At 41.8% G+C, this 23996-nt stretch carries 22 protein-coding genes, 1 tRNA gene and 1 pseudogene; 20 read left to right on the plus strand and 4 right to left on the minus strand.

Annotation, left to right across the window (positions count from 1 at the left end; translation table 11 throughout):
• Nucleotides 1-109 precede the first annotated feature (109 nt).
• The 8 genes and pseudogenes from RCH61_RS09910 to RCH61_RS09090 all read left to right on the plus strand — a co-directional run.
• A pseudogene (locus RCH61_RS09910) lies at nt 110-286 on the plus strand (DUF5714 domain-containing protein); the annotation flags it as partial.
• Nucleotides 276-728, plus strand: a complete 453-nt coding sequence (locus RCH61_RS09060) for an arsenate reductase ArsC (RefSeq protein WP_306480503.1) — start codon at nt 276-278, stop codon at nt 726-728. The pseudogene RCH61_RS09910 and the gene RCH61_RS09060, both read left to right, overlap by 11 nt.
• Before the next feature lie 569 nt (nt 729-1297).
• Entirely contained in the window at nt 1298-4453 is a 3156-nt protein-coding gene (gene ileS, locus RCH61_RS09065) for an isoleucine--tRNA ligase (protein ID WP_306480504.1), read from the plus strand.
• Nucleotides 4454-4535: 82 nt separating this feature from the next.
• Nucleotides 4536-7007, plus strand: coding sequence for a glycogen/starch/alpha-glucan phosphorylase (locus RCH61_RS09070; protein ID WP_306480505.1), 2472 nt, complete (start codon nt 4536-4538; stop codon nt 7005-7007).
• Nucleotides 7008-7052: 45 nt separating this feature from the next.
• On the plus strand, nt 7053-7691 hold the full coding sequence (locus RCH61_RS09075) for a hypothetical protein (RefSeq protein ID WP_306480506.1): 639 nt from the start codon (nt 7053-7055) through the stop codon (nt 7689-7691).
• Between the two features lie 58 nt (nt 7692-7749).
• Nucleotides 7750-8763 carry a SpoIID/LytB domain-containing protein gene (locus RCH61_RS09080; protein WP_306480507.1) on the plus strand — a complete coding sequence of 338 codons (1014 nt, stop codon included), beginning with the start codon at nt 7750-7752 and terminating at the stop codon, nt 8761-8763.
• A gap of 97 nt (nt 8764-8860) precedes the next feature.
• Nucleotides 8861-9601, plus strand: coding sequence for a M23 family metallopeptidase (locus RCH61_RS09085; protein ID WP_306480508.1), 741 nt, complete (start codon nt 8861-8863; stop codon nt 9599-9601).
• Between the two features lie 22 nt (nt 9602-9623).
• Nucleotides 9624-9872: a GIY-YIG nuclease family protein gene (locus RCH61_RS09090; RefSeq protein WP_306480509.1), complete on the plus strand. Its 249-nt coding sequence runs from the start codon at nt 9624-9626 to the stop codon at nt 9870-9872.
• A 71-nt stretch (nt 9873-9943) separates the two neighbouring features.
• On the opposite strand, the gene RCH61_RS09095 is transcribed toward RCH61_RS09090, so the two are convergent.
• The 3 genes from RCH61_RS09095 to RCH61_RS09105 form a co-directional block, all read right to left on the minus strand.
• Nucleotides 9944-10843, minus strand: a complete 900-nt coding sequence (locus RCH61_RS09095; RefSeq protein ID WP_306480510.1) for an ROK family protein — start codon at nt 10841-10843, stop codon at nt 9944-9946.
• Between the two features lie 192 nt (nt 10844-11035).
• On the minus strand, nt 11036-11578 hold the full coding sequence (locus tag RCH61_RS09100) for an NADH peroxidase (RefSeq protein ID WP_306480511.1): 543 nt from the start codon (nt 11576-11578) through the stop codon (nt 11036-11038).
• Between the two features lie 41 nt (nt 11579-11619).
• Nucleotides 11620-12015, minus strand: a complete 396-nt coding sequence (locus tag RCH61_RS09105; RefSeq protein WP_306480512.1) for a Fur family transcriptional regulator — start codon at nt 12013-12015, stop codon at nt 11620-11622.
• Between the two features lie 464 nt (nt 12016-12479).
• Here RCH61_RS09105 and RCH61_RS09110 point away from each other — a divergent pair, with 464 nt between their 5' ends.
• Both RCH61_RS09110 and RCH61_RS09115 read left to right on the plus strand, forming a co-directional pair.
• A complete protein-coding gene (locus RCH61_RS09110; protein ID WP_306480513.1) occupies nt 12480-13622 on the plus strand; it encodes a C40 family peptidase in 1143 nt (380 codons plus the stop codon).
• Between the two features lie 503 nt (nt 13623-14125).
• Nucleotides 14126-14335: a DUF1858 domain-containing protein gene (locus RCH61_RS09115; RefSeq protein ID WP_306480514.1), complete on the plus strand. Its 210-nt coding sequence runs from the start codon at nt 14126-14128 to the stop codon at nt 14333-14335.
• A 139-nt stretch (nt 14336-14474) separates the two neighbouring features.
• Here the strand turns inward: RCH61_RS09115 and RCH61_RS09120 are convergent, their stop codons facing one another.
• Nucleotides 14475-15194: an adaptor protein MecA gene (locus RCH61_RS09120; RefSeq protein WP_306480515.1), complete on the minus strand. Its 720-nt coding sequence runs from the start codon at nt 15192-15194 to the stop codon at nt 14475-14477.
• 368 nt (nt 15195-15562) lie between these two features.
• Between RCH61_RS09120 and RCH61_RS09125 the strand changes: the two genes are divergently transcribed.
• The 10 genes from RCH61_RS09125 to RCH61_RS09170 all read left to right on the plus strand — a co-directional run bounded on the left by RCH61_RS09125 (nt 15563) and on the right by RCH61_RS09170 (nt 23762).
• Nucleotides 15563-15802: a hypothetical protein gene (locus RCH61_RS09125; protein ID WP_306480516.1), complete on the plus strand. Its 240-nt coding sequence runs from the start codon at nt 15563-15565 to the stop codon at nt 15800-15802.
• Between the two features lie 136 nt (nt 15803-15938).
• The gene (locus RCH61_RS09130) at nt 15939-17897 is read left to right on the plus strand and encodes a glycosyl hydrolase family 18 protein (RefSeq protein WP_306480517.1); all 1959 of its coding nucleotides are present in this window, start codon (nt 15939-15941) and stop codon (nt 17895-17897) included.
• Between the two features lie 64 nt (nt 17898-17961).
• A complete protein-coding gene (locus RCH61_RS09135) occupies nt 17962-18672 on the plus strand; it encodes an N-acetylmuramoyl-L-alanine amidase (protein ID WP_306480518.1) in 711 nt (236 codons plus the stop codon).
• A 20-nt stretch (nt 18673-18692) separates the two neighbouring features.
• On the plus strand, nt 18693-20219 hold the full coding sequence (locus RCH61_RS09140) for an L-threonylcarbamoyladenylate synthase (protein ID WP_306480519.1): 1527 nt from the start codon (nt 18693-18695) through the stop codon (nt 20217-20219).
• On the plus strand, nt 20216-20848 hold the full coding sequence (gene upp, locus RCH61_RS09145; protein ID WP_178006241.1) for a uracil phosphoribosyltransferase: 633 nt from the start codon (nt 20216-20218) through the stop codon (nt 20846-20848). The genes RCH61_RS09140 and upp overlap by 4 nt, the downstream gene beginning before the upstream one ends.
• A 40-nt stretch (nt 20849-20888) precedes the next feature.
• Nucleotides 20889-21377: a deoxycytidylate deaminase gene (locus RCH61_RS09150; RefSeq protein WP_178006242.1), complete on the plus strand. Its 489-nt coding sequence runs from the start codon at nt 20889-20891 to the stop codon at nt 21375-21377.
• Entirely contained in the window at nt 21374-22219 is an 846-nt protein-coding gene (locus tag RCH61_RS09155; protein WP_178006243.1) for a fumarate hydratase, read from the plus strand. The genes RCH61_RS09150 and RCH61_RS09155 overlap by 4 nt, the downstream gene beginning before the upstream one ends.
• 50 nt (nt 22220-22269) lie before the next feature.
• A complete protein-coding gene (locus RCH61_RS09160; protein WP_178006244.1) occupies nt 22270-22821 on the plus strand; it encodes a Fe-S-containing hydro-lyase in 552 nt (183 codons plus the stop codon).
• Entirely contained in the window at nt 22818-23543 is a 726-nt protein-coding gene (locus RCH61_RS09165; protein WP_178006245.1) for a lysophospholipid acyltransferase family protein, read from the plus strand. Before RCH61_RS09160 ends, RCH61_RS09165 begins: the two co-directional genes overlap by 4 nt.
• 131 nt (nt 23544-23674) lie before the next feature.
• A tRNA-Ser gene (locus RCH61_RS09170) sits at nt 23675-23762 on the plus strand.
• Nucleotides 23763-23996 lie beyond the last annotated feature (234 nt).

The raw sequence follows: 23996 nt of genomic DNA on the forward strand, positions 1-23996 counted from the left end.
GTGAGGACTTGGAGAAAAAGGCTATCTAATCTCAATACATTTCTAACTCCCCATAGATATTGGGGAATACATATCACAATTTGCGTAAACTACAACCAGCACAGGCGGTCCGAGATGTTGTAAACGGGATTCTTATTTATCTATTATTGAAGCGGTGAAATTTACGGAGGAAAAGCTTGGCATAAAGATGGAAGCAGCGGATGTGATATGTACTCGTTCAGAGCAAAATAATCAATGCCTTCATGGGGCGTGTCCGTTTAATGAGGTAAACGCACATGGTAAATGAATTGAATAAAAAGAAGAAAACCGCTGGATTGGGCAAACCGAATAAATTAAAAGTAGCTTTTATCTGTGTGCATAATTCATGCAGAAGTCAGATTGCAGAAGCGCTTGGAAAACATTTTGCTTCAGATGTATTTGAAAGTTATTCGGCTGGGACAGAAACAAAACCGCAGATCAATCAAGATGCGGTTCGTATCGTGAAAGAATTGTATAATATTGATATGCAACAAACACAGTATTCTAAAGTGATTGATAAGATTCCTTCACCTGATATTGTGATTTCGATGGGATGTGGAGTTGAGTGTCCGTTTATCGGAAGACCATTTGATGATAACTGGGAACTTGAAGATCCTACGGGAAAAAGTGATGAAGAATTTCGGGAGATTATTGCCGTGATAGAAGAAAACATTAAAAAATTGAAAAATGAGCTGTTCTGTAATCAGTGAAAAATCACCTTGACTAATATTCATATTTTTTTTATAATATTTTATGCGACATATTAAAAATATGAAGAAAAAGGCAGTGACGGAGACAGTAAGATCTGATCGAATGTTGCAGCGAGTCGGGGATGGTGCAAGCCCGATACCGGTAGACAGATGCTGAATATCACTTCTGAGCCGCGGCTTCTGAAATAGAAGAAAGGAAGTAAGAGCCGACGTAAGTCCGACGTTACAGGACACCATATGCGGATCAAAGTTTATATGACAGAGAAGCGGAGCAAGGGACAGATCAAAGGAAGTGTTTTGGATTATTGCTTTTGCCGAATGATAATAAAGGATGATTCAAGTATGTTGTAACAGGTGGTTAAAAACGGAGAATAAGCTTTCGTCCTATTACAGGGCGAAAGCTTTTTATATTATTCAGAAAGACTTTTGCAGTTGAGAAGTAATATAAAAACTCCGAGGGTCGCACGATGGTATATTTGAAAAAGCAAATGTTTGCCGGATGTGCAGAATTTCGCTGCAGCGGAATTCTTGGATCTTAACATATAAGAATATAAGAAAGGAAAGAAATCATGTACAAAAAAGTTTCTACAGACATGAATTTTGTCGATCGTGAAAAACAAGTTGAAAAGTTTTGGGACGATAATCACATTTTTGAGAAAAGTATGGAAGAACGGGAAGGATGCCCGGATTATATTTTCTATGACGGACCTCCGACAGCGAACGGAAAGCCGCACATCGGTCATGTGCTTACTCGTGTTATTAAGGATATGATTCCACGTTACCGCACAATGAAAGGAAGTATGGTTCCGAGAAAAGCGGGCTGGGATACACATGGCCTTCCGGTAGAATTGGAAGTTGAAAAGATGCTTGGACTTGACGGAAAAGACCAGATCGAAGAATATGGGTTAGAGCCGTTTATTGACAAATGTAAGGAAAGCGTTTGGAAATACAAAGGAATGTGGGAGGATTTTTCAGGAACAGTAGGTTTCTGGGCTGATATGGAGAACCCTTATGTCACATATCATAATTCATTTATCGAGTCGGAATGGTGGGCGCTGAAACAGATCTGGGATAAAGGCCTTCTTTACAAAGGGTTTAAAATCGTGCCGTACTGCCCGCGATGCGGGACGCCTCTTTCAGCACAGGAAGTTGCTCAGGGATACAAGGATGTGAAAGAACGTTCGGCTATCGTTCGATTTAAGGTAAAAGACGAGGATGCATACATCCTTGCATGGACGACAACTCCGTGGACATTGCCTTCGAACCTTGCACTTTGTGTAAATCCGAAAGAAGATTATGCGAAAGTAAAAGCTGCGGATGGAAATGTTTATTATATGGCATGTGCCCTTCTTGACACAGTTCTTGGAAGATTGGCAGAAGAAGGGAAAGCCGCTTATGAAGTGCTTGAGACATATAAAGGAACAGAACTGGAAGGAAAAGAGTATGAGCCGCTTTATCAATGCGCGGCAGACTGTGCACAGAAACAGAATAAAAAAGCATTTTATGTTGTATGTGACGAGTATGTTACATTGACAGACGGTACAGGAGTTGTTCATATTGCTCCGGCATTTGGTGAAGACGATGCAAATGTAGGAAGAAAATATGGACTTCCGTTTGTACAGCTTGTAGATGAAAAAGGAAATATGGCAGAGGAGACGCCGTTTGCAGGATTATTTGTAAAGAAAGCAGATCCAGAAGTTCTTAAAGATCTTGATGAAAGAGGTCTTCTCTATGACGCACCGAAGTTTGAACATAGTTATCCTCATTGCTGGCGATGTGATACGCCATTGATTTACTATGCTCGTGAATCATGGTTTATTAAGATGACAGCGGTAAAAGATGATTTGATTGCAAATAATAATACAATCAACTGGATTCCGGAAAGCATTGGAAAAGGACGTTTCGGTGACTGGCTTGAAAACGTGCAGGATTGGGGTATCAGCCGTAACCGTTACTGGGGAACGCCTCTTAATATCTGGGAATGTGAATGCGGACATATGCATTCGATCGGAAGTATTGAGGAGTTAAAAGAAATGTCCGGTAATTGCCCGGATGATATCGAACTTCACCGTCCGTATATTGATGCGGTGACGATCAAATGTCCGAAGTGCGGGAAAGAGATGCATCGTGTTCCTGAAGTGATCGATTGCTGGTTTGACAGCGGATCAATGCCGTTTGCACAGCATCACTATCCATTTGAAAATAAAGAATTATTCGAGAGACAGTTCCCGGCTGATTTTATTTCGGAGGCGGTAGACCAGACACGAGGATGGTTCTATTCCTTGCTTGCAATCTCTACGCTTCTGTTTAACAAAGCGCCGTATAAGAACGTAATCGTGCTTGGCCATGTTCAGGATGAGAATGGACAGAAGATGAGTAAATCAAAAGGAAATGCAGTTGATCCGTTCGATGCTCTTGAGAAATACGGGGCAGATGCGATCCGCTGGTATTTCTATGTAAACAGCGCACCATGGCTTCCGAATCGTTTCCACGGAAAAGCCGTAGTGGAAGGACAGAGAAAATTTATGGGAACACTTTGGAACACCTATGCATTCTTTGTTCTGTATGCGAATATCGATCAGTTCGATGCAACGAAATATGAATTAGAATATGATAAATTATCTGTTATGGATAAATGGCTTTTATCAAAAATGAATACAATGGTAAAAACAGTAGATACAAACCTCGGAAACTATCGGATTCCAGAGGCTGCCCGCGCTCTTCAGGAATTTGTAGACGATATGAGTAACTGGTATGTAAGAAGAAGCCGTGAACGTTTTTGGGCAAAGGGAATGGAGCAGGATAAGATCAACGCATACATGACATTGTATACAGCGCTTGTTACCGTATCAAAAGCAGCGGCTCCGATGATTCCGTTTATGACAGAGGAAATCTACCAGAACCTTGTAAGAAGTATTGATCAAACAGCGCCGGAAAGCATTCATTTGTGCATGTTCCCGGAAGTGAATGAGGATCAGATCGACACAGAGCTTGAGCAGAACATGGAGCATGTCCTGAAACTTGTCGTTATGGGACGCGCCTGCAGAAATACGTCGAATATTAAGAATCGTCAGCCGATCGGTCAGATGTTTGTAAAAGCCGGATTCAATCTTCCTGAGTTTTATCAGGACATTGTGACGGATGAGCTGAATGTAAAGAATGTTAAATTTACAGACGATGTAAGAGACTTTACTTCGTATAGTTTTAAACCGCAGCTGAAGACTGTCGGTCCGAAATATGGTAAACTGTTAGGTGGAATCAAAGCGGCTCTTGACAGCGTAGACGGAAATGCTGCGATGGATGAACTCAATGAGTCGGGAGCGCTTAAGCTTGATGTAAACGGACAGGAGATTACACTTTTCAAAGAAGATTTGCTGATCGATACTGCACAGATCGAAGGCTATGTATCTGAAAATGACAACGGAATCACAGTTGTTCTTGATACGAATCTGACGCCGGAACTTCTTGAAGAAGGCTTTGTAAGAGAGATTATCAGCAAAGTGCAGACGATGAGAAAAGAGGCAGACTTTGAAGTTATGGACCGCATTAAAGTCACATATAACGGAAGTGAGAAGGCAGAAGCAGTCTTTGAAAAATACAGTTCACAGATCAGCGGGGAAGTGCTTGCGGATGCAGTTGTAAAGGCAGAGCCGGCAGGTTATGTGAAAGAGTGGAAGATCAACGGAGAAAGTGTTATAATGGGCGTTGAAAAACAGACGTTTTAAGCGTGTGTAACTGCCGCGGCGCATCCGGGGGACGAATAGATCGGGATGTGCCGAGGTGTGTCAAAAGGAAGGGAATAGAGCTATGCATAATAAAGGATTTGAGAAAGAAACATTTAAGGAAACCGTAAAAGAGAATATTAAGACACTGTATAGAAAGACGATTGACGAGGCAACTCCTCAGCAGATCTTTCAGGCAGTATCTTATGCTGTAAAAGATGTAGTTATGGACGATTGGATCGCGACCCAGAAAGCGTATGACGAGGCTGATGCTAAGACAGTATATTATATGTCGATGGAATTTTTAATGGGGCGTGCGCTCGGCAATAACCTGATCAATCTGACGGCGTACAAAGAAGTAAAAGAAGCATTGGAAGAGATGAATATCGATCTGAATGCTATTGAGGATGAAGAGCCGGATGCAGCGCTTGGAAACGGAGGACTTGGACGTTTGGCTGCCTGCTTCTTAGATTCTCTTGCAACGTTAAACTATCCGGCATATGGATGTGGAATCCGTTATCGTTACGGAATGTTTAAGCAGAAGATTAAAGACGGATATCAGGTGGAAGTGCCGGATAACTGGTTGAAAGAGGGAAATCCGTTCGAGATCAGAAGAGAAGAGTATGCAAAAGAAGTCCGCTTTGGTGGAAATATTCGTTTTGAGAAAGATCCGGAAACAGGAAAAGCAAAATTCGTACAGGAAAATTATGAATCTGTTCTTGCAATCCCGTATGATATGCCGATCGTAGGATACGGAAACCATGTTGTGAATACACTTCGTGTGTGGGATGCCAAAGCAATTACAGACTTTAAGCTGGATGAATTCGACAGAGGAAATTATCATAAAGCGGTAGAGCAGGAGAACCTTGCAAAACTGATCGTTGATGTGCTCTATCCGAATGACAATCATTATTCGGGAAAAGAACTTCGTCTGAAACAGCAGTATTTCTTTATTTCGGCAAGTTTGCAGGCGTTGATCGCGAAATATAAGAAAAAACATTCTGATATCCGCAAACTGCATGAAAAAGTAATCATTCAGATGAACGATACACATCCGACAGTTGCTGTTCCGGAATTGATGAGACTTCTTATCGACCAGGAAGGATTAAGCTGGGAAGAGGCATGGGATGTAACAAGCAAAACATGTGCTTATACAAATCATACAATTATGGCAGAGGCTCTTGAGAAATGGCCAATCGACCTGTTTTCAAGACTGCTTCCGCGTATTTACCAGATCGTACAGGAGATCGACAGAAGATTCCTGATCAAAGTAAATGAGATGTATCCGGGAAATGAGCATAAAGTAAAGAAAATGGCGATCTTAAGAGACGGTCAGGTACGCATGGCGAACATGGCGATTATTGCAGGATTTTCTGTAAATGGTGTTGCAAAACTTCATACAGATATTTTGAAAACACAGCAGCTGCGTGATTTTTATGAGATGATGCCGGAGAAATTCAACAATAAAACAAACGGTATCACACAGAGAAGATTTCTTGCACACGGAAATCCGTTGCTTGCAGACTGGATTACAGATAAGATCGGAAACGGATGGATCACAGATCTGTCTCAGATCGGAAAACTCAGACCGTATGTAGACGATGAGAACGCCAGACGTGAATTTATGCAGATTAAATACGAGAACAAAGTACGTCTTGCCAAATATATTAAAGAGCACAATGGAATTGAAGTTGATCCTCGTTCGATCTTCGATGTTCAGGTAAAACGTCTCCATGAGTATAAACGTCAGCTTCTCAATATTCTGCATATTATGTATCTCTATAATCAGATTAAAGAACATCCGGAGATGTCATTCTACCCGAGAACATTTATTTTCGGAGCGAAAGCGGCTGCCGGATACTTGAGAGCGAAAGAGACGATCAAACTGATCAACTCCGTAGCAGATGTTGTAAATAATGACCGAAGCATCAATGGAAAATTGAAAGTCGTATTTATTGAAGATTACCGTGTGTCAAATGCAGAGATTATTTTTGCGGCCGCAGATGTGAGCGAGCAGATCTCTACAGCTTCAAAAGAGGCGTCAGGAACAGGAAACATGAAATTTATGTTGAATGGCGCGCCGACTCTTGGAACTATGGACGGAGCAAATGTGGAAATCGTGCAGGAAGTAGGAGCAGAGAATGCCTTTATCTTCGGTTTGAGTTCAGAAGAAGTTATTAATTATGAGAATAACGGCGGATATAATCCGACAGATATCTACTTTAACGATTGGGAATTAAAACGTGTGATCGATCAGTTGATGGACGGCACATATGCAAACGGCGATCATGAGATGTATAAGAACCTGTATAATTCTCTGCTGAATACGCAGTGTACAGATAAGGCAGATACTTACTTTATTCTGAAAGATTTCCGTTCTTATGCAGAGGCACAGAAACGTGTGGAGGAAGCTTACAGAGATCAGCAGAGATGGTCAAGAATGGCGATGATGAATACGATATGCAGCGGAAAATTTTCATCTGACAGAACAATCGAAGAATATGTAAAAGATATTTGGAAATTGGAGAAAGTAAAAGTTGAGCCGATTGAAGAGTAAAAAGAGTTGCCCGACCGATCCGGAAAGGGATAAGGAGGTGTAGGGATGAATAATATGTATGACTATGCATATGAATACGAGTATCAGTATCATCCGTCGGAAGCAGGCGAGATGTTTGTAGTAGTGTTTGCTTCACTTTGGCTTGTGATTATGGTAACGCTTCTTGTATTTGTACTTGGAAGTTATCTTCTGCATTCATTTGGTCTGTATACAATCGCAAAGCGAATGGGAAAAGCAGATGCATGGATGGCATTTGTACCTTTTGCGAGAACGTATTATCATGGAAATATGGCAGGTCCGATCAGACTGAAAAATACAGAAATTAAAAATCCAGGTTTGTGGAAACTTCTTCTTCCGATGGTTTATGGAGGTGCGATCGGTATCTATACGATGGTGATGGTGTTTGGCGCCGGAGTGACGTTGGCAGGAAGTGCCATAAATAGAAATGTGGCAGGAGCAGGGATGAGTGTGCTTGCGTTTTTCTTTATATATTTTATTGTGATCATTGTATCAGTTCTATTTGGCGCTGTTCAGATCGCGCTGAATATACTGGTCGATAAACAGATTTACGAGAATTTCTCGGAAGGAAATATGCCGATTGTTCATGCTGTATTATCATCGCTGGTACCGATATACGAGGCAATATGCCTGTTTGTTATGAGAAAGAGACCGTTTGTCCGGTAAAAAAGTTATAAAAAAAACAGCGCTTCATATGATAGAAATATGGAGGGCTGTTTTTTTGATGAGAAAATATGTGATAGAACAAAAATTCAAATCTGCGGCAGCGTTTCTTATTATTTTGATTCTGCTTCCGTATATTGTCGCTGTGTTTGTAAATGGAGTAGATCTGGAAAACACAAAGAAGGAAAATTTTTATGTCAGAGTAAAAGTGCCGAACGAAGAAGAGGCGGACGAAATTGCGGAAGTAGAGTGGACAGAATATCTTACCGGAGTGCTGGCAAAGGATGTTCCGGCAGATACTGAACAGGAAGCGTTAAAGGCGCAGGCAGTTCTTGTGCGGACGCAGGTATGTCGAGGACTGAACGGGAAGACACAGGAAAATGGATTAAACGAATCGGATGTCGTTCTTGACATCGACTATTTATCAAGGAAAGAAATGCAGGAACAATGGCCGATTGAACAATATAAAAAACAGTATAAAAAGTACAGAGAAGCGGTGGAAGAGACAGAAAATGAAGTGTTGCTTTATAATGGATCATATGCATGGACTCCTTTTCACAGGTCAAACGGAGGAATGTCAAGAAGCGCAAAAGAAGTGATGGGAAGTTCGGATTATCCCTATCTTGTGGAAAAAGAATGTCCGGCGGATAAAGAAGCGAAAGATGAGATTGGTGTGTTTATATTTTCTTATGCCGAAATACAGAAAAAGTGCCGTAATTTTTTGGCGGCAGAAACAGATGGAGAAAAGGCGGCAGCAGGATATACATTTGAAGATTTTGAAATCTTAGAATATGACTCGGCGGGATATGTAGGAAAACTTCGAATGGGGGAAACAATTTGTACCGGAGATCAATTTCGAGATGCGATGTCCCTTCCTTCAAGTTCTTTTTCACTTGCAAAGTCCGGTGAGAAAATAAAGATCACAACGACAGGAAATGGGCATGGCATGGGATTGAGCTGCTGGACTGCAAATGAAATGGCGCGAGAGGGGAAAACATATCAGGAGATTTTGAAATTTTTTTATGAAGGAACAGAACTTGCCGAAGATACACATTTCGTTGCAAAAAAGAAATAAAGTAGTTATAATCAGTTGTGAAATAAGAAAATCTTTTTTTGAAAGGACGGAATAAAGTTATCATTTTCAGGCAAAAATATAGCCAGAGGTGATGATAATGAATAAAAATGAAAAAACGTCCTTTTTAAAAGGAAAAGGCGCTGCCGTTGGCGTTGTGGTCTGCTTTACAGCAGTTTTGGCGATCGTAGGGACATATACGGTCGGAAACTACAAAAAAGATATGCGTGAGCAGATGGCAAAAGCAGAGAAACAGGCGGAAGAATTTGCAGAAGATAAAACAGAAGAAACAACGACAGATGAGATCTTTTTGCCGGAATCGGACAGTATGGACGGAAATGCACAGGAAGAGCAGGAAGATGTACCGGGAGCAGAGGGAACGGAAACTGGAGTACAGGAGACCGGAAGCGGAGCATCGAGTCTTTGGTTTTCAGAGGAAAGTGTTCTTGCGTGGCCTGCAAGCGGCGCTGTGATCAACGGATACAGTATGGATCAGACCGTATTTTTTCAGACGCTGGAACAGTATAAGTATAATCCGGCGATGATCATTGCAGGAGAGATCGGTGAGACGATCAATGCATCTGCAGCAGGAACAGTATCGGCGATCGAAGAATCGGCAGAGACGGGACTTACGGTTACATTGGATATGGGAAATGGATATTCGGCTGTATATGGGCAGTTAAAAGACGTACAAGTTCAAGCCGGAGATTACATTGCGGCAGGAGAGCCGATCGGAAGTTTGAATGAACCGACGAAATATTACAGTGTTGAAGGAACAAACTTGTATTTTCAGGTGTTAAAAGATGGAGAACCGGTCGATCCGATGAATTTTATGGAATAGCAAAAGAAGTGAATGGAAAGAAATGAATTATATCTATATAGTAAAGTGCAGTGACGGCTCTCTTTATACGGGCTGGACAAATAATCTTGAAAAAAGGATTGAAGATCACAATGCAGGACGGGGCGCAAAATATACAAAAGCGCGCCGTCCGGTTATACTTGTTTATAAGGAGGAATTTTCTACAAAACAAGAAGCGATGCGGCGTGAATGGGAGATTAAGCAAATGAGCAGAAAAGAAAAACTGAGCATGATCAACAACTCAATGAGTTAGGTCGTGCTCAGTTTCTCTTTTGGAAAAAGTTTCTATGAAAAAAGAATGTTTATGTAAGGTTTACAAGCCGTTTATTTTAAATGTGTCATTGGAAGCATTGCAGCGCCGATAATTCCAGGCTCATCAAGAAGCGCTTCTTTGAACACAACCGGCTGCATGCCGACATGGATCATGGAACGATAATAGGATTCCATTTTTTCAAAGAATACGTCTTTTCCTTTCATAACTCCGCCACCAACAACAAATACATGCGGGTCAATAATATGTCCGATTGCAGAGAACATCATTGCAAGATCATAAGCCATATCGTCTACGATCTTAAGAGCCTGTTCGTCTCCTGAGCGGGCAAGGTCAAATACATCACCTGCGTGGTTGACTTTGTCGCCGAAGATTGCTTTTCCTTTTCTGGTAACGGCTGTTCCGCTGGCTTCATTTTCAACTGCTCCTACGTTCAGAATATTGTATTTTTCACGATTTCTGTCGATGCAGATATTTCCGATCTCGCCTGCATGACCGTTCTGACCACTGATTACTTTCTGATCAATGACAAGAGCGCCGCCGACTCCGGTTGAGATCGTTACATAGTAAACGATCGGATATCCTTTTCCTGCGCCCTGTACGGCTTCACCGAGAGCGGCAACTTTAACATCGTTATCCATGAATGTCGGTTTATGGAAATGATTCTCGATATATTCTGCAATCGGGAAACCGATCAGCTTCGGAAGGTTTGTAGAAACGATGATCTTACCGTTGATCGTGTCGATCGGTCCGGGGATTCCCATACCGATACCTTCACATTCTTCATAACCGTCCAGACTTTCGATCAGGGAGATCATTGTTTCCATAACAGCTTCTGCACCGCGTTCAGGGTGACTCTCTGATTTTTTCATACATTTGATTGTTCCGTCTTCGGAAACGATCGCTGCGCGGATATTTGTTCCGCCTAAGTCAACACCAATAAAATTTCTCATGATAGCACCTCGTTTTTTGTCCTTTTCTTTCTATTATACTAGATACAGAAAAAGTTACAAGAAAAGATTGCACATAAAACAAAAAGATTGCACATAAAACAAAAAGATTGCACATAAAACAAAAAAAGACGTCGGCAAAAATGCCAACGCCTTTTAAGATTTACATATCTTTTAAATCTTTTAAATCTTGGATTAACCGAAGTATCTCTTAAGAAGTCCTTCGAATGCTTTTCCGTGACGAGCTTCGTCTCTTGCCATCTCATGAACTGTGTCGTGGATTGCATCAAGGTTAGCAGCTTTTGCACGTTTTGCAAGGTCGAATTTACCTGCTGTAGCGCCGTTCTCTGCATCTACACGCATCTCAAGGTTTTTCTTTGTGCTGTCTGTAACAACTTCACCGAGAAGTTCAGCGAATTTAGAAGCATGCTCAGCCTCTTCCCAAGCTGCTTTCTCCCAGTACAGACCGATTTCCGGATATCCTTCTCTGTGTGCAACTCTTGCCATTGCAAGGTACATACCAACTTCTGTACACTCACCCTCGAAGTTTGCTCTCAGGTCTGCAAGGATATCTTCACTAACGCCCTGTGCAACACCTACAACGTGCTCAGCAGCCCATTCTCTGTCGCCTGTCTGCTCTTTGAATTTATCTGCGCCTGCATGGCAAACCGGACATTCTGCCGGAGCTGCTTCTCCCTCGAAAACATAACCACATACTGTACATACGAATTTTTTCATAATTTTAATCTCCTTTTCTTAAAAAATGTGTTGTTTATTTGTTATGACTTTTTAATGCAGTCACCGCATTTACCAAAAAACAAGGTGGAACTGGAAGTGATCATACCGTCAAAATTCTTGCCTGCGAGGTGATTGACCTCTTCAATGCTTTTCATGTCCAGATCCAAATCCAGTAACCGTCCGCACTCTTCACAAAGAAAGTGATTATGCGGTTCGATCCGTCCATCAAATCGATCTCCCCCATCCGGGGTCGATATCTTTACGGCTTCTCCGATATCAGTCAGCAGATTCAAATTTCTGTAGACTGTGCCAAGACTGATGTTTGGAAATTCTTTCTTCACATGCATATAAACAGTATCGGCAGTCGGATGTTCTTTTGTCGTCATAAGGTAATGCTTGATGGATTCTCGTTGCCTACTATATTTTAAAGCTGCCAATGGGAATCCCCCTTTCATAACTAACTGAGAACCGTCATTCAATAAATAATAATAACGATTACTGTAATTAGAATATAATACAAAAAAATTGATTTGTCAATAATTATTTTGAAAAAAATATAAAAAGTAAAACAGCGTCTGAGGTGGTATGAGGGCATACATTTTTTCTTGTATATAGGAAGAGATAAAAATAGAACAAAAAAGAAAATTTTTTGAAATGCGAATATTTATGATAAAATGTTACAAAATAGTTAATGAAATAAATGGGTGAGAAAAGAAAAAAGAATTATATAGAAGCTTATTGTCGATAGGTGTCAATGAAAAAAACGGAAGAGCAGTTGACAAATAAATAGTGAATTGATATAATGACGATGTAACAAATTTAACAAATGTGTAACATTTAAAGCTTCCTACAAAAGATAAATGCAACAAGGATTTTGACTGAAATATAAAGGAGGTTTTACATGGAAAAACCACACACAAAAGCTGGAGGCATTCTTTTTGCGGCAGCAGGGATGTTTCTGATCCCGGGGAGCGTGCTGGAAGTATCAGCGGCGGAAAAGACAGAGCAGCAGCCGTTTATACAGGCATCGGGGATTGAATCGGTACTGGAGAAATGTTACGAGACAGAAGTAAAAGAAAATATAAATCTCTATCTTGTACCAACAGAAGAGGGTGAGTATTGGAATATGGCGTTTTCTGATACGGAGGAATTCACTTATATCAGAAGCGCCCCGAATAATGACAGCGACTGGGTCGGGAAACTTTATCAAGATTCAGCGGCCCAGGTGCTGGAATATTTGGATGGATGGACAAAGATCCGTTCTGGCTCGGTGGAAGGGTATGTGCCTGAGGATGCGCTTTTTACAGGGAGTGAAGCGCAGGCGCGCGCAGACGGATATAAGAAAGATACTGTGACGGTCTCGGCATATGTGTTGAATGTGCGGGAAGGCAGAGGAACAGATACGGATATCCTGACACAGATAAAAAAAGATGAAGTATATGAAGTGACAGGAGAGGCTATAGACGGTTGGTATCCTGTCAATATAGAAGGGAAAAGCGGCTGGGTCTCAGGAGAGTATGTAATTGAAGAAACCTCTTATTCTTATGGGGAGACAAAAGAGGAAGAAGAACAGCGGCTTCTTGAGGAGAAAGCAAAAAAACAGCAGGCAGATGCCGGATACAGCACAGACGGAAGATATGGGACAAGACCGACAGGGATAGCTGTACAGAGAAGGCAGAATGCAGATTTGTCAGCGCCGGATACAATGGGGCAGGCGGTTGTAGATTATGCCTGTCAGTTTATTGGAAATCCTTATGTGTGGGGAGGAACAAGTTTGACTGACGGAGCGGATTGTTCAGGTTTTGTGCAGTCGGTTTATGCGCAGTTTGGAGTCAGCCTTCCGAGGACGACGTATGATATGGTAAATTCAGGATATGCGGTCAGCTATGAAGAAGCGCTTCCAGGTGACTTGATTTTGTACGATGGTCATGTTGGATTATATATGGGTGACGGAACGATCGTGAATGCGATGAATGAAACGGACGGAATAGGAATATGCAGCGCGACTTATACAGATATCATTGCGGTGCGGCGTGTTCTGTGACAGAATTTTCAGAGATGGGAAATCTGTATTTTGATGAAAAAATACAGGTTTCCCGTTTTCGACATAAAGAGTCAAAAAATAAGCAAAATGCACAAATTTGTATTTATTTGTAAAAAATTGTCGAAAATGAAAAAAGGAAAGTTTTCAACTTATCCACATTGAAAACAACGAAAAAGGTGGAAAAAGTCGGATTTCCCACAAAGTTATCCACATTATCCACACAAAAACATATGTTTTCGGTGGATTACTTTATGTTAAAAAAAGAACGAATGTTTTGGTGAGTTATGATGAAAATGTGAAAATGTCGAAAAAACGCAGATAAATTATTGACTTTTGAGTATTCAAAAAAACAAAAAATAAAAGAATAATATATCTGACAATTTGAGGCGGATACAAAGTACCGTTTGTGAAAAAAATCTGCTCTGCCGTCAGATGGGAAAACTGTTGATAATTTGCGGCACAGGGATTATAATAGCTTCATGAAATCCAAGGAGGAAAATAAAATGGCAGAATTTTCAAAAGATACAAAAATCGGAGAACTTATTAATGAATTTCCGGAAAGCGCACCGATCCTTATGGAGATTGGAATGCACTGTCTCGGATGCCCGGCGTCTCAGATGGAGACATTAGAAGAAGCGGCGATGGTTCATGGAATCGACTGTGGACTTCTTGTAGAAAAGATCAATGCTGCTGCAAAGGCAATGGGAAAGTAAGAACTGTATAAAAAGATCTGCATAAAAAGGCTGTGCCATACGATGATAAGTCGTAAGCACAGCCTCTTTTTTCCCCTATATTGTGTATAAGTGCGAAGAAGGGAAAACTTCGCATAAGATTCGTGATCCGCACAAGAGTTTATAAAGCGGATAATTTACATACTGCATCTGACGATATAAGGATTGTGCAGTGCTCTTCAAGAAATGCAAGTACGGAAGCGTCTGCCTTTTCAGGAGAACCGTATTCAGAAAGCATGTTACAGATCTTGTTGAATTCGCCGGAAGTATGTTCAGACTGCGCAAGGGCGAGAATAAACATCTCGGTGCTTTCATCCTTATATAAAGTATTTGCTCCATGATAAGCGGGAGCAATTAATTTCGCAGCTTCAATCACACCGTCCAGTGAAGAGAATGAAAACAAACGCACTGAAAACGGAACTGCAGGCTCTGATTCTTCGACAGGAGCTGATGTTGCGGCTGCCGCTTCTTTCACCTTATTCAGGAGATTCAGAAATTCATCTGCTCCCTGAAGTTTTTCCAATGTTTCAGAATTCAGTGGATCCGGGGTTCCGGCCGGTGTAAATTTTGAAAAACGGGTATCCAATTCTTCCGGGTCTTCGACCTTAGTTATAATCAGGACGATAGAATCAGCGGATGAAGGGATGGCCTCTATCATCAGCGGAATATTTTCTGCTTCAAATCCGAAATCAAATGCTGCCTGCTGCATCATATCGCGAAACAAAGATTTCGCTTTTTCTGTGCCGTAAGCGAGCTCACTTAGCTTCAGATGGCGCGCTGCCAGATCAGCATGCGTCAATGTACAACGAATCTGATTTTCATTGAGTTTCTCAATCTTCATATAATCACATCCTTTATACTATATAAGATAATATGCATCGCGAATAAAAATAGATACATATCCTCAAAATAAGTATAAACAAAAAAGAAAAGGATGTAAAGACTTATCAACAAATCCCATGTACTTATGAACAAAAAACACATTGAAAATACAAAAAGCGAACAATATAATGGCACTTACAAAAGATGGTATGCTCTGATAAGTAAATAAAATGAAAGGGGGAAGAGATGAAAACGAACTCTTATTTCCGTATCGACTGTCTTTTGGCCTGCCTGTATTCCGAATGTATGTCACAACCCTCCGAACAGATACATAACAGGCGGGAACTTATATTTATCACGGTTACATGGAAAGGAGTATTACAAGAAATGAAAATGGATGAAACGGAATATGCGGAATTATATATGGAGCTGGAAAAATACGAGAAGCGGGGGATTGATATGCTGCTAGACGGATATCAGGCGAGTCCGCTTCAGATCGTGACGGCACATATGGTAAAAGAAGCCGGGACATATATGCGGGACTATACTATGAGCGGGGATGGCAATATAGAGACGCTTAGATTTACGGATATTAACGAACACTTTCGGGATGAAGTTACCCCTTAATACCGGACGAAGAAAAGGTTCTGTAAAAAACATGTCTAAAATCTGTCTAAAATCTGTTGAAAGAGGCAAATTATTAATGACGCGTGATAAAAGTGTGGTATAATGTACGCGTATAATTGCTAGTAGGAGGTACGGCATGGACGAAAGAGAAAAACGGGATGCTAGAGGGCGCAGTCAGGCGGCAGACGTCCGAAAAAGACGTCCTGAAGGAAATGTCCAAAAACCGACGAAACGTTCGGGACAAAACGGAGCAAGACCGACGGGCGGAAGCCCGAGACAGAACAGAAGACCTGTAAGGAAAAGCAGCAGGGCGAGAAGGAGAAGAAGGAATGCAATTATCCGGTGGTTCTTGTTTTTCCTGTTGATCATAGTTGCGATTGGCGGATTTGTTATCTGGAAAAGATACGGTTCAACGAATGAGAAAGCCGATTTGAAACAATATTATGGAGTGGAATCAGAGAATGATCCGGCGCTTGTGATCAATAATCAGGTTGTGAAGCAGTCTCAGGATATATCCGAAGAGGCAACACCCGATCCGATAAAGATTTATGAAGGTCAGTATTATATCGAATATTCTGTCGCTCATAATCGGATCAATAAACGGTTTTATTGGGACTCCAATGAGAATGTTCTGCTTTATACACTTCCGGGCGGCAGTGTTTCGGCAGCAGTAGGCAGTAAAGAATATACAGACATAACGGAGAAGAAGAGCGAAGATTATGTGATCCTGAAGACAGAAGGAAAGATTGCATATATAGCCCTTCCGTTTATCCAGCAATACACAAATATGGAATATGAAGTGTATGATAACCCGACGAGGGTAGTGATCACCTCGGAATGGGGTGAAAAGAAGTCTGCTTCGATCAAACGGGATACACAGGTTCGTTATCAGGGCGGTGTGAAAAGTCCGATATTGACAGAAGTAAAGAAATCCGATAAAGTGATCGTTCTTGATGACGAGGATGATTGGATGAAAGTGGCTACGAAGGACGGATTTATCGGATATGTGCAAACGAATGCCCTTCGGGATATAAAGAAAGAAATGGTATCACATGAATTTGAAGAACCGGAATATACGAATATTTCGGAAAATTATACCATTAATATGGCATGGCATAATGTTTCCAATACAGATGCCAATAGTTATATTTTAGAAACGATCGCATCGACAAAGGGACTGAATACGATTGCTCCGACTTGGTTTAGTCTTGCGGATACTGAGGGAAATATCACGTCTCTTGCGGATTCTAATTATGTGAATTATGCACATCAGTCGAATTTGGAAGTGTGGGCGGTACTTCGGGATTTCCACGGTGGTGTCAATTCTTACGAAGAGACATACCAGGTATTGAGTTATACATCAAAACGAGCAAAACTGATCAATCAGGTAATATCGAAAGCTCTTGAGACCGGAGTGGATGGAATCAACCTTGATTTTGAACTTGTGTCTGACGAGTGCGGACCGCATTACGTTCAGTTTGTCAGGGAATTGTCTGTAAAATGCCGACAGAACGGACTCGTCTTTTCGGTGGATAATTATGTTCCGCAGCCGTATAATGCGCATTATGATATTAAAGAACAGGCGGCGGTGGCAGATTATGTTGTCATTATGGGATATGATGAGCATACAGACGGTTCTTATGAAGCGGGATCGGTTGCTTCGATCGGTTACTTGGAGGACGGAATAACAGAGGCGCTCAGATCGGTTCCTGCCGACAAATTAATTGCAGGTGTCCCGTTCTATACCCGTCTATGGCTTGAAACTCCAAAGACGGAGGAGGAACTTGAATCTGAAAAAGGAACAGAAGCTGAGATGTATCCGAATAAAGTGACAAGTTCTGCTTATGGAATGGATGATGCGGCGGAACTGGTTTCATCAATGGGAGCACAGACAGTATGGGATGATAAAACAAAGCAGAATTATGCCGAGTGGGAAGGAGATGGCGGAATCTATAAAATCTGGCTGGAAGATACACAGTCGTTAGAAGAAAAATTGAAAGTCATCAAAGAAAACCAACTTGCCGGTGTTGCTGAGTGGAGTCTCGGAATGGAAGGTTCCGGTGTGTGGGATCTGATCTTGCAGTATGTAAATTAAAATATTTGAAAAGGACATCCTCTTTTTGCATATATATGAATATGGAAAAGGAGGGTGTTTTTATATGCGGAAAAAATTTGTTTTTGGGACAATGATCGCTTTGCTTGCGGCGGTTATGATCCTGTGTGCGAAGGCTGGAAGAGAACTTAAGAAAACATTTGCGGAGAGTGAAGAAATAAGTTCCGGTAAAGTAACAGCGACAGGCGGTGAAAAAGGAAATAGAAAGGTTGTCTTGGACGCAGGACATGGAGGACCTGACGGAGGTAAGACAGGGGTGAACGGAGCGGTTGAAAAAGAATTGAATTTGTCTGTTGCAGAAAAGATAAAAAAGCTTCTTGAAAAAGAAAAAATCGAAGTGATCATGACGAGAAAAGATGACGGCTGGCTGGCGGAAACGCGGATCGGAGATCTGAAAGAGCGGGTTCGTATTATGAATGAATCGGATGCGGATCTTGCTGTAAGTATTCATCAAAACAGTTATCATGAGGAAAATGTATCAGGAGCGCAGGTGTTTTATTATACGACATCGGAAGAGGGAAAGACGGCGGCAGAAATTTTGCAGAACGCTCTTTTAGAAGTTGATCCGGAAAATAAAAAACGTGAAAAGTCAAATAATACTTATTATATATTAAAGAAGACAGAGATTCCGACAGTGATTGTGGAGTGCGGCTTTTTGAGTAATTACGCGGAAGCAGAAAAACTTTCTGACGAGGCATATCAGGAAAAGATTGCGCAGGCTGTCGTAAAAGGAATTAAGAGTTTTTTTTTGAAATAAATAATGTTATAATATAGGGCATGGAAACAAAAATAGAAAAGATCGATAAGAATAAAATTGACGAACAGGTTATAGAAGCGGCGGGAAAGATCCTGCAAAATGGCGGGCTGGTTGCCTTTCCGACCGAGACGGTATATGGACTTGGAGCGGATGCGCTTAAAGAGGAGGCGGCGATGAAAACATATGCGGCAAAAGGGCGACCGTCGGATAATCCGCTTATTGTGCATATAGCGGAGTATGAAGACCTGCGGAAGATTGCAATTAATATTCCGCCTGAAACAGACGCTCTTGCAGCACATTTTTGGCCGGGACCGCTGACTATGATCTTTCAGAAAAGTGAGATTGTTCCTTATGGGACGACAGGAGGACTGGATACAGTAGCGGTTCGCATGCCGATCGATGAGGTGGCGCGGGCTCTTATTCGGGCAGCAGGCGGATTTGTCTCTGCGCCGAGCGCTAATACATCAGGAAGACCGAGCCCGACTTTGGCAGAACATGTGGCGGAAGATTTGAACGGAAAGATCGACATGATCCTGGACGGCGGACCTGTGGAGATCGGATTGGAGTCGACAATACTCGATATGACAGTTTCTCCGCCTATGATCTTGCGACCCGGGGCGATCACAGGAGAGATGTTTGAAGAGGTGATCGGAAAAGTGGATGTCGATGAGACTCTGCTCAGGGCGGAGAGTAAAAAAGCTCCGAAAGCTCCGGGAATGAAGTATAGGCATTATGCACCGAAGGCAAAGCTGATGATTGTGGAAGGGGATTTGCGAGAGGAGATTTTTGCAATCAGACAGCTTGCATATCAGGCGTATAAGGAAGGAAGGAAAGTGGGGGTTATCGCAACGACAGAAACACTTCCCTTCTATAAATATGGAGTAGTGAAGAATATCGGGACGCGGGAAAATGAAAAAACGATTGCAAGAAATCTTTACAGAGTGCTCAGAGAATTTGATGAGGAAGAAGTAGAGGCAATCTACAGTGAATCTTTTGCAGCACAAGGAATGGGAAAAGCGATTATGAACCGCTTGGAAAAAGCGGCGGGGCACGAATTCCTTTCGGCGTCAGAGATTGCAAGACGTCAAAAATATCGGAGGATTACTTTTGTCAGTGGTACAGATTCGGCTCGGGCTCCTATGGCGGCGGAATTGCTGCGACAGGAGGATTTGGCTCAGGAGTATGTAATTGATTCGAGGGGGTTGGTTGTATTGTTCCCGGAGCCTGCGAACCAGAAAGCAGAAGCGATCATGAAGAGTGCGCAGATGACGCTTGAAAATCATGTTTCCAAACAGTTTGATCCGGAAGATTTGGGAGACGATACTCTTGTGCTTACGATTGAAGAGAATGAGAAGTATAAGATTTTATCAGAATATGGACACAAGGGAAATGTCTATACTTTGAATGAATTTGTTGGAAGAGGCGGAGAAATTCCGAACCCATACGGGAAACCGCTGACGGCATATGGGGAATGCTATGAGATGTTGAGCAGTTTGATTAAGGAACTTGCAGAAAAATTAAATTACATTGCGGAGGAAGAAAAATGACTGGAAAAGTAATCGTGATGGATCACCCGTTGATCACACATAAGATCAATTATGTAAGACAGGAAAATGTAGGAACGAAAGAGTTTCGTGAAGTGATTGGAGAAATCGCGCAGCTGATGTGCTATGAAGCAACGAGAGATTTAAAGATGAGTGATGTGCAGATTAAAACTCCGATCATGGAGATGACAGGAAAGATGCTTTCAGGTAAAAAACTGGCGATCGTTCCGATTCTTCGTGCAGGTATCGGAATGGTGGATGGAATGTTGTCTTTGATTCCGGCGGCGAAAGTCGGACACATCGGACTTTACAGAGATCCGGAAACATTAGAGCCTGTAGAATATTATTGTAAACTTCCGGCAGACTGCGAAGAAAGAGAAGTGTTCGTAGTTGATCCGATGCTTGCGACTGGAGGTTCCAGTGTGGCGGCAATTCGGATGCTGAAAGAAAAAGGGGTAAAACACATTCGGTTTTTATGTATCCTTGCAGCTCCGGAAGGAATTAAAAAGATGCAGGAAGAGCATCCTGACGTTGATATTTATGTCGGCGCTTTGGATGAAAAGCTCAATGATCACGGATATATCGTGCCGGGATTGGGAGATGCGGGAGATCGTATTTTCGGAACAAAATAGGAGCAGAGTTAGAAAGACCGGTGGATAAAGGAGTAGTTCGATGTCGGAGAAGAGAACAGATTATTTGACATGGGATGAGTATTTTATGGGAGTGGCAATGCTTTCGGGTATGCGTTCAAAAGATCCGAATACACAGGTGGGATGTTGTATTGTCAGCCAGGACAATAAGATCCTGTCTATGGGATATAATGGATTTCCATCAGGATGCTCAGACGATGAATTTCCATGGACGAGAGACGGGGAAGATCCGCTTGAAACAAAATATGTATATTCTACGCATAGTGAATTGAATGCGATTTTGAATTACAGTGGGGGCAGTTTGGCGGGAGCGAAGCTTTATGTTTCGCTTTTCCCGTGTAATGAATGTGCAAAAGCGATTATACAGGCGGGAATTAAAGAAGTCATATATGATTGCGATAAATATGCGCATACCCCGAGCGTTATTGCATCGAAGAGGATGATGGATGCGGCAGGGGTTAGATATCATCAATACCATCGTACAAACAGAAAGATTGAGATTGAATTATGATACGGACAGTTCAGACAGAAAAAATTACAGAAACGATAAAAGAAATGTGCATTGAGGCAAATCATTTCCTTTCTTCGGATATGGAGAAGGCGCTGAAAGCAGCGAAGGAAGAAGAGAAATCTTTGCTTGGAAGGCAGATTCTAGGGCAGCTTCAGGAGAATCTTGAAATTGCGGCTGCAGATATGATTCCGATCTGTCAGGATACAGGAATGGCGGTTGTATTCCTTGAAATAGGGCAGGATGTACATTTTGAAGGCGGAAGTTTAGAAGATGCTGTAAATGAAGGTGTGCGCCGAGGGTATGTAGAAGGGTTTTTGAGAAAATCTGTCGTTGGAGATCCGATTTTGAGGGAAAATACAAAAGACAATACTCCGGCAGTAATTCATACCCGGATTGTAGAAGGACAGCAAGTAAAAATTAAAGTTGCCTCGAAAGGTTTCGGCAGTGAGAATATGAGTCGTGTATTTATGCTGAAGCCGGCAGAAGGGATTGAAGGGGTAAAAGATGCAATCCTTACGGCTGTCAGAGATGCCGGACCGAATGCATGTCCTCCGTTGGTAGTAGGAGTAGGGATCGGAGGAACGTTTGAAAAGTGTGCTTTGATGGCAAAGGAAGCGCTTACACGGGAAGTAGGGAAGAATTCCGATATTCCATATGTAAAAGAACTTGAAAAAGAAATGCTTGATAAGATCAACTGTCTTGGAATCGGTCCTGGTGGATTAGGAGGAACAGTGACTGCTTTGGCGGTAAATATTAATACTTATCCGACGCATATTGCGGGGCTGCCGGTTGCAGTGAATATATGCTGCCATGTAAACCGGCATGTTGTTCGGGTTTTATAAGATAGAGGGTAAACGACGGATCTAAAAGGCACAGGTGAAAGGGAACAGAAATGGATCGACATATTTCAGCGCCTATTAGTAAAGAGGCGGCAAAGGAATTAAGAGCGGGAGACTATGTATACATCACAGGTACGATATATACTGCGCGTGATGCCGCACATAAGCGAATGTACGAAGCGCTCCGTGAAGGGGAACGTCTCCCGGTTAATATAGAAGGACAAGCGATATATTATATGGGGCCGTCTCCGGCAAGGGAAGGACGTCCGATCGGATCGGCGGGACCGACAACTGCAAGCCGTATGGATAAGTATGCTCCGGAGTTATTGGATCTTGGTATGGCGGCGATGATTGGAAAAGGAAAAAGAAGCAGGGAGGTAATAGAGGCTGTAGTCCGTAACGGGGCGGTTTATTTTGCTGCTGTAGGAGGGGCAGGCGCCTTGTTATCAAAATGTATTAAATCTTCGGAAGTTGTTGCATACGAAGATCTTGGTACGGAAGCGATTCGAAAGCTTGAGGTAGAGAATTTCCCGGTAATCGTAGTAGTAGATTGTGAGGGAAATAACCTTTATGAAACAGCAGTAAAGGAGTATCAAAAAATATGAAAAGAATATTAATGATGGTATTCCGAAACATAATCCTTGTTCCGTTTATGTGGTGCAAACTTTGTTATCATGCGCAGCATGTAGATAAATATACGGAAGAAGAACACTACAAGATGCTTAAATATATTGTCCGCAGAGCAAATAAAGGCGGAAATGTAACAATAGATGCAGAAGGGTTAGAAAATCTTCCAAAAGAAAATGGGTTCATGTTTTTTCCGAACCATCAGGGAATGTATGATGTTTTGGCAATTATGGATGTATGTCCTGTTCCTATTTCGGTTGTGGCAAAAAAAGAAGTTGCTAATATCCAGTTTTTGAAACAGGTTTTCGCGTGCACAAAGGCTTATATGATTGACAGGGAAGATGTGCGGCAGGCGATGCAGGTGATTATGAATGTGTCAAAAGAAGTGCAGTCTGGGAGAAATTATATTATTTTTCCTGAAGGAACACGTTCTCGGAATGGAAATCAAATCGGTACATTTAAAGGAGGAAGCTTTAAAGCGGCAACCAAGGCGCACTGCCCGATCGTTCCGGTGGCGTTGATTGATTCGTTCAAACCTTTTGATACAAATTCGATTCAGCCGGTAACTGTTCATGTTTCCTTTTTGCCTCCGCTTTATTATGATGAATATAAAGATATGAAGACAACGGAAATTGCGGCAGTTGTTCAGGAAAGGATTCGGGAAACGATAGAGAAAAAAACAAAAATAGAGAAAGATTAAAAAAGGTGTCTAAAAAGGTTGAAAAAAACGAATTTAGTGGTTGACATTATATAAATGGTTTAGTATAATAAATTTCGCATTATCAAGTAAGAAATGAATAAACGCTGTGCAAACAGTCAAATTCAGAGTCAGGAGAAATACTCAAGAGGCTGAAGAGGCGCCCCTGCTAAGGGTGTAGGTCGGGAAACCGGCGCGAGGGTTCAAATCCCTCTTTCTCCGTTAAGTGTTATCTTGAAAACTACCGGATGTCCGGTAGTTTTACGTATTCTTAAATGTCATATATGGCGATGCAAGGAGAACACTGTATATAGTACCGAAGGGAATAAAAGAACCTGAAAAAAACTTTGAAAAAATTGTAAAAAAACAGTTGACAAAGATAAAACAAAATGGTATTATTGATGAGCTGACTCGTTGAGAGAAAGCTTGAAAAAAGAAAATAAAAAATATTTAAAA

Origin of the sequence: Mediterraneibacter sp., from assembly GCF_030825015.1 — a bacterium.
GTDB lineage: Bacteria > Bacillota > Clostridia > Lachnospirales > Lachnospiraceae > Mediterraneibacter.